Genomic DNA, 11,367 nt, shown 5'->3' with positions numbered 1-11,367 from the left:
TTTGCCGCTGCCACGCGGTCACGGCGATTGGCGGGATGCCTCAAAGCTGCACACATGACTCGTCGATGTCGTAGGCGGTGGTGTCTGCCCGCCGGTCGTGGCCAGCGCCACGGTGCCCTGCGCCGTGCCGCCGGCCAACGCGTGAAAGTCGGCGGCGTAGATTGCCAACTGTCGTCAAGCTGCGGACCTGATTCATGGACCGAGCGCCGGGTTCCAACAGTCGGTCGTGGCCCGCCAGCGTCAAGCAGCGGCGTACGCCGCTCTGGCTCGCCGGCGCGCCGTCGTAGCCGGCTTCGCTGCCGGCCGCGGTATACCGGGCGCCGGCAGCGGCAATCGCGCCGGCGGCCGGATGCGCCGCGAACGCGTCGCCGGTGCCGCTGCGGCCAGGGTCGCCCGGCAGATGAGCGTGCACGCGCGCTGTCGATCTGCGGTTCGATTCGTCGACGCGGAAGACCGTCAGGCTGCCGCTCCGACGCCGCTGGCCGGCATGATCACGCCCGGCGACAGCGACCCAGGCCCTGGCTGAGCTCGGCTGTTCGAGGATTGCACCGGCCCGTAATGGCCGAGCACCGCGTTGCCGCCGGCATCGATCGCCGTCGGCGACGTGACGAAGGCGAGCCGGCCTGCCGCTCGTACGCGGCAATTCACGAAGCGGAAGCCCGCCAGCGCGACAGCGGTCAATTGGCCGATCAGCGTCCCAGCGGGATCAGCAGGTTGGACTGGTCCTGCGGCGTGAAGCGCGACGAGCCCGCCGGCAACAGCTGCGCCTCGGGCGTGACCTGCGCGCCGATGAGCAACGTTGGCGTCGGCAGACATGGCGGTGCGGTGCCGTGCTCGTCAGCACCGCGTCGCGTCGGCCGGGGCCGTCCGTGTTCCAGTCGACGTCGCGGGCGCGCGCGACGAAAGGAATCGCGCCCGTCACCTGGGCGTTAGCTGGTGCCGTCTTGCCGCCGGGCTGGCCGGGCTCGCGACCTCGCCCGGCAGCGGGGCTATGCAACTGGGCCAAAGGTCAGAAGCTAACGCCGTCCTGCCCAGAAAACTGTCAATACCGCCCCGGGGCGAATCAAGCCCAAGCCCGACCAGATGCTCGGCGAGCCGCACGGCGGCGCTCCTTGGCATGTTCGGTCCCCGGTTGAAGTTTCACCCTTGCTTCGAACAACGCGGGTCCGATGGCCGAAAGGCCCAGGCACAGGCGGGAGTTGCAAGTCGCGTGCCGTTGAGATGGAACCGCGTGTAAGGCACCTTGAACAGGCGAAACGGACGCCAAGCGCTAACGGTGAACCGAAGCCGGTCGCGGCTTCCCGGCCCGCTGCCTGCAACCGGGTGTTTGCGGCGTGACGGCACGCCAGTCGGTGGCCATCTCGTCGGGCACGCCGACGGCGGCCTTAATGGCAAGCGTCGCCTCGAGGATCGGTGCGCCGCAGGCCGACCGCCTGCCCTTCGAGCAGTAATCGCTGGGCAATGGCCTGCGGGTAGGCCCCCCCTTCGCGCGGCGAGCTGGTCGAAAGTGGAGGCTGTACCGCAGTTCGGCCTGCTGTGATCATAATCGCCAGGTCGCTTCCGAAACGACCAGTTCGAGATGCAGTTCGATGATGCGCCCGAGGCGGGCCGCCAGCGACCAGGTCGACCAGTTCGCGCGCGCCCTGCTCGACAAGCGGTCCATCGCGCGGTCGAACAAGGAGACGAGATCTCTTCCTTGTTCCGGAAATAGAGGTAGATAGTGCCGTCGCCACGCCGCGCCAGGCGATCATCGCCAGTGGTGCCGTGGTAGCCGTGGCTGGCGATCTCGACGACAACCGCGTCGAGGATGCTTCCTTCTTTGACCGGTGGCCGGGCGGGGCAACGGCTGAACATCCATTCAGTTGCGGTCCCGTTCGGAAGCCGGGCCGCTTCCGTGAGTCTGCTGGGCCGCTGCACCTTAGCAGATCCTGCCCTGCAAGTAAATCAATTGCGGGGCGGCCGCGCCGTTGACACCCGGGTTTCCGACTGGTAAAGTCATCTTTGACTGAATAGTCATTCATTAATGGCCCTCGCGGCGGGCACCCCGCCGGAAAGGCTGGACCATGCGCAGGCAGATCCAGGACCGTCGCCGTGCTGGGCTCCGGCGTCATGGGCAGCGCCATCGCCGCCCACTTCGCCAACGCCGGCGTGCGCTCGCTCGTGCTCGACATCGCCCCGTGAGCTCAACGACGCCGAAGGCCGCCGGGCTGGCGCCCGACCACCGAAGGTACGCGGTCGGCTGGCCGCCGAAAGCCGTGGCTGCGATGGTCAAGAGCCGCCCCTCCCGCTGTTCTCGGCCGAGCGTGCTTCCTTCATCACCACCGGCAACATCGAGGACGACCTGCCGAAGGTCCGCGAGGCCGACTGGATCATCGAGGTCGTGAAGGGAAGACCTGCCCATCAAGCTCAAGGTGCTGGCGGCCGTGGCCCCGCATGTGCGCGACGACGCGCTGCTGACCAGCAACACCTCGGGGCTCTCGCTGGCGGCGATGAGCGCCGTGCTGCCGGCCGCACTGAAACCGCGGTTCCTGGGCACGCACTTCTTCAACCCGCCGCGCTACATGAAGCTCTTCGAAGTGATCCCCACGCACGACACCGACCCGGGCGTGCTCGACGATGTCTGCGCCTTCGCGCGCGACCGCCTGGGCAAGGGCGTCGTGATCGCGCGCGACACGCCGAACTTCATCGCCAACCGCGTCGGCGTGCACGCGATGATGGCCACCTTCGCCGTGATGCAGGAACTGGGACTGACGATCGAGGAAGTGGATGCGCTCAGCGGACCGGCCATCGGCCGCCCCAGGACGGCCACCTTCCAGCTGGCCGACCTCGTCGGCCTCGACACCTTCCTGCACGTGGCCGACAACCTCTACCCGCTGGTTCCCGCTGACGAGGCCCGCGAGACCTTCAAGGCCCCCGAGTTCGTGCGCCGCATGGTCGAACGCGGGCTGCTGGGCCGCAAGAGCGGCGGCGGCTTCTTCCGCATGCTGAAAGAGCCGCAGAAGAAGCTGCTGGCCCTCGACCTGCAGACGCTCGAGTACCGCGACCAGGTGAAGGCGAAGTTCCCGAGATCGAGGCCGCGCGGCCCATCGAGACCTGCCCGCCCGCCTGCGCCAGCTCGCCTTCGGCCAGGGCAAGGCCGGCCAGGCCATCTGGAAGATGCTCGCGGCCAGCTTCTCCTACAGCGCGATGCGCGTCGGCGAGATCTGCGACAGCGCCGCGCAGATCGACCAGGCCGTGTGCTGGGGCTTCAACTGGAAGCTGGGCCCGTTCGAGACCTGGGACGCCCTCGGCTTCCGCGCCGTCACCGAGCGGCTGCGCCAGGAAAAGTGCCCGCTGCCGGCGTGGGTCGACGCGCTCTACGCCGCCGGCGCCGATTCGCTGTACCGCGAGGTCGACGGCGTCCGCTGCAGTCCCACCTCCACGCCCGGCGGCTTCGCGCCGGTGCCGGGCGACGCGCGCGCGTTCGATTTCGAGATCCTGCGCCGCACCGGTCGCGAAGTGCGCCGCAACCCCGGAGCCAGCCTGCTCGACCTGGGCGACGGCGTCCTCTGCCTGGAATTCCACTCGAAGATGAACGCCATCGGCCAGGACCACCTCAACATGATCATGACCGCCTGCACCGAGGCGGAGAAAACTGGCAGGCCCTGGTCGTGGCCAACCCGTCCGAGAACTTCTCGGCCGGCGCCAACCTGATGATGCTGATGATGGAGCGGCCGAGGGGCGGCTGGGAGGACATCGACCTCATCGTGCGCGCGTTCCAGGCCGCGTGCGGCCGGCTCGAGCACTGCGGCGTACCGGTCGTGACAGCCGCCGGCGGCATGGCCCTGGGCGGCGGCTGCGAGATCACGCTCGGCGGCAACGCCGTGCGCGCCGCAGCCGAGACGTATATCGGCCTGGTCGAGATGGGCGCCGGCGTGATCCGCCGCCGGCGGCTCTGCCTGCGCCTGTACCTGCGCAACCTGGCGCGCCTGACCGACCCGCGCGACCTGCAGCCCGCGTTCCGGCGCACGTTCGAGACCATCGGCACCGCGAAGGTCGCCACCAGCGCCGAGGAAGGCCGCGACCTCGGTTTCCTGCGTCCCGGCGACACCTGGTCGATGCACCGCGACCACGTGCCCGCCGACGCCAAGGAGATCGCGCTGGCCATGGCACGCAACGGCTTCGAACCCCCGGTCGAGCGCACCGCCATCCCGGTCATGGGCACGGCCGGCATCGCCCTGGCCGAGTCGGTCCTCTACAACATGGAACAGGGTGGCTACGCCACCGCGCACGACCGCAAGCTCGGCATGGTGCTGGCGAACGTGCTCAGCGGCGGCGCCGTGCCGCCCGGATCGACCATCACCGGGCAGGAGATGCTCACCTGGAACGCGAGGTTTCATGCGCCTGATCGGCGAGCCGAAGACGCTCGCCCGCATGGAAAGCCTCGTGAAGTCCGGCAAACCGCTGCGGAACTAGGGAGAGTGGAACCGATGCAGGAAGTCGTCGTCATCTCCGCGCCGCGCCGCCGTGGGCCGCGCACTCCAGAGACGCTTCGCCACACGCGCCCGGACGACATGGGCGCCGCCGTGATCAGGCAACTCATGGCCGAACACCCGGGCATCGACCCGGCGCGCATCGGCGACGTGATCGTCGGCTGCGCCATGCCCGAGGCCGAGCAGGGCATGAACGTGGGCCGCAACATCGCGCTGATGGCCGGGCTGCCGGTCACGGTGCCCGGCATGACCATCAACCGGTTCTGCTCGTCGGGGCTGGAGACGGTCAACTACGCGGCGCTGAAGATCGCCTGCGGCCAGGCCGAGGCGGTGATCGCCGGCGGCGTCGAGACGATGACCATGGTGCCCATGGGAGGCCTGCGCTACCTGCCCAGCCCGGCCATGGCGCACGAGCACCCCGAGTACCTCACGAACATGGGCATCACCGCCGAGAACCTGGTGGTGCGTGACGGCATCACGCGCCAGGAGCAGGACACCTTCGCCTGCGAGAGCCACCGCAAGGCCGTCGCCGCGATCGCCGCCGGCCGCTTCGAGGCCGAGATCGTGCCGGTCATGGCCGCCCTGCCGGGCCGCGACGCCAAGGGCCGGCCGGCGCAGAAGGATGTCGAGTTCAGGGTGGACGAGGGCCCGCGCGCCGACACCACCGTCGAGGCGCTGGCGAAACTGAAGCCCGCCTTCAAGGTCGACGGCACCGTGACCGCAGGCAACTCCAGCCAGATGAGCGATGGCGCCGCAGCGCGCTGCTCGGCACGCGCGCGTTCGCCGACTCGATCGGCGCCGTGCCGCTGGCGCGCTTCGTCGGCTATGCGGTGGCCGGTGTCGCTCCCGACTACATGGGCATCGGCCCGGTCGAGGCCGTGCCGCGCGCCCTGGCACAGGCCGGGCTGCGGCTCGAGCAGATGGACGTCATCGAGCTCAACGAGGCCTTCGCCGCGCAGAGCCTGGCGGTCTGCAAAGGCCTGGGCCTGCGGCCGGACGACCCGCGCCTGAACCCGAACGGCGGGGCCATCGCCCTGGGACATCCGCTGGGCTGCACGGGGGCCAAGCTGCTGGCCACCGCCCTGCACGAACTGAAGCGCCGCGGCCGCAGGTATGCCCTGGTGACCATGTGCATCGGCAGGGCATGGGCGCCGCCGGCATCTTCGAAGCGATCTGAGGCTGGTGATCACCCGCGCCGGTTCGCCACCGGACGGACAAGGAGAGCACGACAGACGGTCAGGACCTACCCCACCGGCGGCGAGTTCATCCTGCGCGAGACCGCGCCGGCCGATTGCTTCACGCCCGAGGACTTCGACGAGACGCAGCGGATGTTCGCCACCACGGTGTCCGACTTCGTCGAGCGCCACATTGCGCCCATCCGCGAAGATTTCGAGATGAAGGGCAACACCATGCTCGGCCGTGACCTGCTGAAGGCGGCCGGCCCCATGGGCCTGCTCATGGCCGACGTGCCTGAAGCCTACGGCGGCCTCGGCTCGAACAAGGCCACGATCATGATCGTCTCCGAGGGCGTGGCCTGGGGCGGCAGCTTCGCCGTCACGCACGGCGCGCAGGCGGGCATCGGCACGCTGCCCATCGCCTACTACGGTACACCGGCGCAGAAGGCCGAGTACCTGCCGCGCCTGGCCACCGGCGAACTGCTCAGCTGCTACGCGCTGACCGAGACCGGCAGCGGCTCCGACGCGCTGGCGGCGGCCACCACCGCCGTGCTGGCGCCCGACGGTCAGCATTACGTGCTGAACGGCGCCAAGCAGTTCATCACCAATGCCGCCTACGCCGACATCTGCATCCTCTTCGCCAAGATCGACGGCGAGAAGTTCACGTGCTTCATCGTCGACCTGAAGTCGCAGGGCGTGACCATCGGGCCCGAAGAGCACAAGATGGGCATCAAGGGCTCGAGCACGTGCGCCATCATCCTCGAGGACGTGAAGGTTCCCGTCGGCAACGTGCTGGGCACCATCGGCAAGGGCCATCACATCGCCTTCAACATCCTCAACGTGGGCCGCTTCAAGCTGGGCGCCAGCACCCTGGGCGGCCTCAAGATGACGATGAAGCACTCGGTGCCCTACACCAAGCAGAGGCACCAGTTCGGGCAGCCCCTGTGCAGCTTCGGCCTGATCCGCCGCAAGATCGCCGACGTGATGGCACACGGATTCGTGGCCGAGTCGATGGTCTACCGCACCGCCGGCCTGATGGATGCGGCCATTGCCACGCTCGACAAGGCGGCGCCCGACTACGAACTGCAGGCGGTCGGCACGGTCGAGGAGTTTTCGATCGAGTGCTCGATGATCAAGGTCTTCTCGTCCGAGGCGCTGGCCCATTCCACCGAGGAAGGCGTGCAGATGCTGGGCGGGTACGGCTACTGCAGCGAATACCCGCTGGAGAGGTTCTACCGCGACGAGCGCATCAACCGCATCTTCGAGGGCACCAATGAGATCAACCGGATGCTGGTGCCCGGCATGATCATGAAAAAGGCCCTGAAGGGCGAGTTGGCCTTCTTCGGCGCCGCGAAGGCGGTAGCCGAGGAGCTGACCGGCATGCCCTCGTTCGTCGACCCGCACGAGCCGGGCTTCCTCGAGTCCGAGGCCCAGCAGGTCGCCGGCATGAAGAAGGTCATCCTGGCCACGCTGGGCCTGGCGGCGCAGAAGTTCGGGATGTCGCTGAAGGACCAGCAGGGCGTGCTGGCCGACATCGCCGACATCGCCATCGAGACGTTTGCCTGCGAAAGCGGCCTGCTGCGCGCGCAGAAGAAGGCCGCCCGCGACGGCCAGGCTGCCGCCGAGCCGATGGCCGACATGGTGCGCCTGTACACGCACGACGCCATGGAAAAGGTCTCCACGCTGGCGCGCAATGTCCTGGGCGCCACCTGCGAGGGCGACGAGCTGCGCGTGATGATGGCCGGCCTGCGGCGGCTGGCGAAGCACGAGGCGCTGAACCGGACGAAGCTGCACGACCGCATCGCACAGCGTGTGATCGATGCGGACGGGTATACCGTCGGCTAGCGCCGGCCGGGACCTGGTCGACAATGGCAAGGCCGCGCTCCAATCCGGAGCGCGGCCTTCGTTCTGCCCGGAAGCGTCGCGCCCTCAGCCCCCCGCCCGCTTCACCGTCCACCCCCGCGCCTGCAGCAGCGTCACCAACCGGTCGCGGTGCTCGCCCTGGATCTCGATGACACCGTCGCGCACCGTGCCGCCCGAGCCGCAGGAGCGCTTCAATTCTCCGGCCAGGTCCTTCAGCGCCGCCGCGTCGAGCGGCACGCCGGTCACCACGGTCACGCCGGCGCCCTTGCGCCCCTTGGTCTCGCGGGCGACGCGCACAATGCCGTCACCGCGCGTGCTGTTCGTGACCGACTTGGCACAGCGGCAGTCGACGACGGGCGCGCCGCAGACCGGGCAGGCGCGGCCGCCGTCGCTCGAATAGACGAGTTTGTTGTCACGGTCCTTCATCAATCCGCACTTCCGATGCAGCGCCGCTGCCGGTGTCGGGCGTCCGTCGCGCCGTGGCAACCGTCTGCAACATGTACTGCACGCGCTCGTTTCCGGGATCCAGCGACCAGGCCTTTTCCAGGTGTGCCAGCGAGGCGATGCCGTCGCCCTGCTTCCAGTCCAGCACCCCGAGGTTGTACCAACCTTCCATCGAATCCGGCTCGAGCGCCAGCGCCTTTTCCATGGCGTTGCGCGCTTCGGCGACAGCCCGGCCTCGCTCAGGGCGACGCCCAGCGCCCGCCAGTTCAGCGCACTCTCCGGTGCCGCCCCCACGGCTTCGCCGAAAAGTTCCCGGGCACGCTCGGGCCGTCCAGCCGCGAGCTCCAGCTGCCCCAGAAGCAGGGATGTTCCGGGATCGATCACGCCCTGCACCGCGAAGGCGTCGCGCGCATACTGCAGGTCGGGACCTGCCTGCGCCGGGCAACCAGCCGCCAGGTACAGTCGCGCACGCATGGCCCGCACGATGTCCGGCCGAAGGTTGCGCCGAACAAGCATCTCACAACATTCCAGGGCGCGCAGTCGCGCCTTTTCGCGGGCAGCCGGCTCGACTTCCTCCACAGCCAGGGCCATCTGCCGGGCCAGGAAACCGAACGGCGATCCGCCTGTGAAAGCGCCGTCGCCGGTCGTGAAGAAGGGCACGCCGGCCGCGGGAAATCCGAGCACGAGCGGCGCGGCAGTCGTGCCTTCGGTTGGGCGTGCGAACCACAGGGTGCGCGACTGTGCGCACGCTCGTAGCAGCGACCCGCATCTCGGTCACCGGCCAGTTCGCAGACAAGTCCGGCATCCTGCCAGTAGACATCGGCCAGAGGCAGGTTGTGGAACCGGCGGCCGTCGATATCGCCGAGCGCCCAGCGGGCGCCGGCAAAGTCGCCGTCCGCCAGCAGCGCCTGCGACCGGATCCAGTCGTTGGCGAACGAACCCGGGGAGGCCTCGTAGCCGGCGCTCAGCGACGAGGTGTGCCGGTACTCGATCGGCGGCATCCGACCCGTCCAGTCGATGGCTTCGGCGGTTTCGCCCGCTGCCGGCCAGGCAGAGCCGTGGATGAGCGCCGGCCCGTCGGGCCGGCGCCCCTGACGGCCGACCATCATCGTCGCCGCGGCTTCCGCCTGCTCCCATGCCAAGGCGGCTGCAGGCAAGCAGGCCCAACCTGCGGTGCGTCGCAGGCTCGCGCGCATTGCTGCTGCATCCTTGTCCGCTTCTTCGGCGTCGGCATCCTCGAGCAGGCGCAGCGCCCGACTCCAGTCGGCGATGGCCGCGCGCGGTTCTCCGGCTGCCTTGCGGACCAGGCCGCGGGCCACGAGCGCCGTGAGGCAGCAGGGGTCGGCGGCCAGGGCGGCCGTGAAGTCGGCGTTCGCAGTCACGAGCTGGTCATTGGGGAGAAGAAGCTGGGAACCGTGGAGCCCCGTGCGCCACCGGGACAGGCAACCTCGACTGAAAATCACATCGAGACTGCGCGCCACCTTCCCGTCGCGGGCGCGGAATTCGCCGACCCAGGGCTCACAGGCTGCCGCAGCTCTCGCCGCGAGGGCGGCCCGCGCCTCCGGCGGCAACGCCCGGAGCGTCGCCACCTCCACGGCGAATCCCGCGGTATCGGGCAGCGCCGCGGGCTCCGGACAGGCGGCGCGGACGGCGGCCGCGCTCAACAGGAAGACAAGGACGGAAGCTGAACGGAACCAAAGGGGCATCATGCATCCTTCCGCTCGGGGTCCACCTGTAGGTACCGAAGCGGCGCCGGCCTGACAAGCGCCGGCCGCCGATCCTAGTGCGGCAAGTCCGCCTTCTCCCACCAGCGGCGCCGCAGTCCATAGGCCACGCCCAGCGCGACGAGGGACAGCGCTGCCATGATCGGCACGGAGATGCTGTACGGCTGCGAGCTCAGGAGTGCGTGGCCCCAGATGAAAGACATCACCAGGAATACCGACGGCAGGGAGCTGTGCCCCTGCGGCCGCAGCGCCACGCCAAGCCAGGCGAACGGCGCCAGCATGGGCACCAGCCAGATGCCGTGCGGCAGAGGCGCGCTGTAGGGTGACCAGGTTGCCGTTCAGGTCAGCGGCGGCAGCACGGCAGCGAAGAACTTGAACACCGCGGCTGTCAGCAGCGTCCCGCCGAGAGCCAACAGCATCAGCCGCCCCATCAGCTCCACCTCGGCGCGGATGCCGGTGCGCCGCGAGCACGAGGTCATCGGCGCCGTGAGCAGCACGGCCGCGAGACTGAAGAACGGCCAGCTGGCCCACTGGTAGACCAGCCCCGCGAACCAGAAGTCCAGCATGCCCTCGCGGGAATCGCCGTCGATGTAACCGCCCGACAACATCATCACCGGGATGCCGAGGCCCAGCACCACCAGCAACCAACGGCGCACGGTGACGGTCATGGCGATGTCCAGCGCCAGCAGTTGCCAGATGCGAGTCAGGACAGGGCGACCGTTGCCGTTAGCGATCGCCGCGCGGCCGATCAGCCGGTCGATCAGGCGACGCCGCCAGGCCGGCCCCTGTCCTGCGCGGACATGACAACCCCTCTGCTGCTTGTACGCGACGATGCGCCCGGGTCGGAACAGGTCGTCCCGCCGAGCACCATCGTGCCGTGAAGGCGCCAGTACAGCCCCGGCTGCGCCAGGCTGCGCCCGGGCAGCCCGCAACAGCGCCGCCGCAGCCACCAGCCACGGCCACGCCGTGTCGAAGACCGCATCCAGTTCACCGGACTGCGACCGGTAGCCACGATCCTGGCCGGGAACCAGAGGTACCAGATCCAGACCGGGACCTGGAACGACCACGGGATATAGAAACGTCGCCAGCGCGAACAGCGCGTGGACACACAGCACCGAACCGGCCACCATCAATGGGCGCATGCCGCCGAAGTCCGGATGGAAAGCACCGGCAATGCAGCCATCACCACGGCGAGCCCGGCCGCCCAGGAGAACTGGGCCTGGCAGGGTTCCTGCGCAGCCCCGGCTGGAAGAAGCCGGCTGGCCGCGATGATCTCCTTGTGCGAGGTCGTTACCGCACAGGTGACCTGCGCGGTCATGAACAGCGCGCTGAACGACGCCATCGCCTGGCTGCCCGACCTGAAGACCGGCACGATGACGACCACCAGCGGCACCGCCACGCCGAGGCTCATCCGCGAGACCATCCCCGCCTCCCACCAGCAACTGCGATTCAGGCCCATCGCGTTTCATTCCTTCCTCCCGTCGTTTGCGGTGGCGTTGAGCCGGTAGATCTCCTCGAACTCGAGGCCACGCACCCGGGCCTCGACGCCCCAGCGCACCCGCGCGCCGCCTCGACCTGGTGGCGCGGCACGTTCCGCAAAACGGCCCATCGCGCCCGCGCCGCCGGTCGCCCGTCACCGTCAGCAGGCCCGGCAGCGGCAGCGGGTCGGCAGGTCGGCGCCGACGGCGG

Annotated in this window: 13 protein-coding genes and 2 pseudogenes; 5 read left to right on the top strand and 10 right to left on the bottom strand. The window is 69.2% G+C overall.

All coding sequences use genetic code 11. From position 1 onward, the window contains the following. Positions 1-40: 40 nt before the first annotated feature. The 3 genes from IPG61_17540 to IPG61_17530 form a co-directional block, all read right to left on the bottom strand. A complete protein-coding gene (locus IPG61_17540; protein MBK6735841.1) occupies positions 41-412 on the bottom strand; it encodes a hypothetical protein in 372 nt (123 codons plus the stop codon). A 44-nt stretch (positions 413-456) separates the two neighbouring features. Further along, positions 457-681, bottom strand: a complete 225-nt coding sequence (locus IPG61_17535) for a hypothetical protein (GenBank protein ID MBK6735840.1) — start codon at positions 679-681, stop codon at positions 457-459. 859 nt (positions 682-1,540) lie between these two features. Then, entirely contained in the window at positions 1,541-1,678 is a 138-nt protein-coding gene (locus IPG61_17530; protein MBK6735839.1) for a hypothetical protein, read from the bottom strand. Positions 1,679-2,091: 413 nt separating this feature from the next. Here IPG61_17530 and IPG61_17525 point away from each other — a divergent pair, with 413 nt between their 5' ends. The 5 genes and pseudogenes from IPG61_17525 (at position 2,092) to IPG61_17505 (ending at position 7,492) form a co-directional block, all read left to right on the top strand. Further along, positions 2,092-2,181 carry a hypothetical protein gene (locus tag IPG61_17525; protein MBK6735838.1) on the top strand — a complete coding sequence of 30 codons (90 nt, stop codon included), beginning with the start codon at positions 2,092-2,094 and terminating at the stop codon, positions 2,179-2,181. Positions 2,182-2,561: 380 nt separating this feature from the next. Next, positions 2,562-2,981 (top strand): annotated as a pseudogene (locus tag IPG61_17520) (3-hydroxyacyl-CoA dehydrogenase family protein). Between the two features lie 175 nt (positions 2,982-3,156). Beyond that, complete coding sequence (locus IPG61_17515; GenBank protein MBK6735837.1) at positions 3,157-3,693, top strand: hypothetical protein; 537 nt, start codon at positions 3,157-3,159, stop codon at positions 3,691-3,693. 776 nt (positions 3,694-4,469) lie between these two features. Beyond that, positions 4,470-5,649 (top strand): annotated as a pseudogene (locus IPG61_17510) (thiolase family protein). Positions 5,650-5,800: 151 nt separating this feature from the next. Continuing rightward, entirely contained in the window at positions 5,801-7,492 is a 1,692-nt protein-coding gene (locus tag IPG61_17505) for an acyl-CoA dehydrogenase family protein (GenBank protein MBK6735836.1), read from the top strand. A gap of 84 nt (positions 7,493-7,576) precedes the next feature. Here IPG61_17505 and IPG61_17500 read toward each other — a convergent pair whose 3' ends face one another. From IPG61_17500 to IPG61_17470, 7 genes are all read right to left on the bottom strand, one after another. Then, on the bottom strand, positions 7,577-7,936 hold the full coding sequence (locus IPG61_17500) for a translation initiation factor Sui1 (GenBank protein ID MBK6735835.1): 360 nt from the start codon (positions 7,934-7,936) through the stop codon (positions 7,577-7,579). After that, entirely contained in the window at positions 7,923-8,159 is a 237-nt protein-coding gene (locus IPG61_17495) for a hypothetical protein (protein MBK6735834.1), read from the bottom strand. Before IPG61_17495 ends, IPG61_17500 begins: the two co-directional genes overlap by 14 nt. 175 nt (positions 8,160-8,334) lie before the next feature. Continuing rightward, positions 8,335-9,663 carry a hypothetical protein gene (locus IPG61_17490; protein MBK6735833.1) on the bottom strand — a complete coding sequence of 443 codons (1,329 nt, stop codon included), beginning with the start codon at positions 9,661-9,663 and terminating at the stop codon, positions 8,335-8,337. Positions 9,664-9,734: 71 nt separating this feature from the next. Beyond that, a complete protein-coding gene (locus tag IPG61_17485) occupies positions 9,735-9,959 on the bottom strand; it encodes a hypothetical protein (protein MBK6735832.1) in 225 nt (74 codons plus the stop codon). Positions 9,960-10,016: 57 nt separating this feature from the next. Then, a complete protein-coding gene (locus IPG61_17480) occupies positions 10,017-10,820 on the bottom strand; it encodes a hypothetical protein (protein MBK6735831.1) in 804 nt (267 codons plus the stop codon). After that, a complete protein-coding gene (locus IPG61_17475; protein MBK6735830.1) occupies positions 10,808-11,137 on the bottom strand; it encodes a hypothetical protein in 330 nt (109 codons plus the stop codon). Before IPG61_17475 ends, IPG61_17480 begins: the two co-directional genes overlap by 13 nt. Positions 11,138-11,143: 6 nt before the next feature. Next, positions 11,144-11,287 carry a hypothetical protein gene (locus IPG61_17470; GenBank protein ID MBK6735829.1) on the bottom strand — a complete coding sequence of 48 codons (144 nt, stop codon included), beginning with the start codon at positions 11,285-11,287 and terminating at the stop codon, positions 11,144-11,146. Positions 11,288-11,367: the final 80 nt, after the last annotated feature.

This window comes from bacterium (assembly GCA_016703265.1).
Classification (GTDB): domain Bacteria; phylum Krumholzibacteriota; class Krumholzibacteriia; order LZORAL124-64-63; family LZORAL124-64-63; genus CAINDZ01.
This window is presented reverse-complemented; position numbering and strand designations above follow the sequence as displayed.

Excerpts from the sequence above, each read along its gene's own strand:
- IPG61_17500 (MBK6735835.1), bottom strand. The coding sequence starts at position 7,936 with ATGAAGGACCGTGACAACAAACTCGTCTATTCGAGCGACGGCGGCCGC.
- IPG61_17470 (MBK6735829.1), bottom strand. The coding sequence starts at position 11,287 with ATGGGCCGTTTTGCGGAACGTGCCGCGCCACCAGGTCGAGGCGGCGCG.
- IPG61_17515 (MBK6735837.1), top strand. The coding sequence starts at position 3,157 with ATGCTCGCGGCCAGCTTCTCCTACAGCGCGATGCGCGTCGGCGAGATC.
- IPG61_17495 (MBK6735834.1), bottom strand. The coding sequence starts at position 8,159 with ATGGAAAAGGCGCTGGCGCTCGAGCCGGATTCGATGGAAGGTTGGTAC.
- IPG61_17490 (MBK6735833.1), bottom strand. The coding sequence starts at position 9,663 with ATGATGCCCCTTTGGTTCCGTTCAGCTTCCGTCCTTGTCTTCCTGTTG.
- IPG61_17505 (MBK6735836.1), top strand. The coding sequence starts at position 5,801 with ATGTTCGCCACCACGGTGTCCGACTTCGTCGAGCGCCACATTGCGCCC.
- IPG61_17475 (MBK6735830.1), bottom strand. The coding sequence starts at position 11,137 with ATGGGCCTGAATCGCAGTTGCTGGTGGGAGGCGGGGATGGTCTCGCGG.
- IPG61_17485 (MBK6735832.1), bottom strand. The coding sequence starts at position 9,959 with ATGCTGGCGCCGTTCGCCTGGCTTGGCGTGGCGCTGCGGCCGCAGGGG.
- IPG61_17480 (MBK6735831.1), bottom strand. The coding sequence starts at position 10,820 with ATGCGCCCATTGATGGTGGCCGGTTCGGTGCTGTGTGTCCACGCGCTG.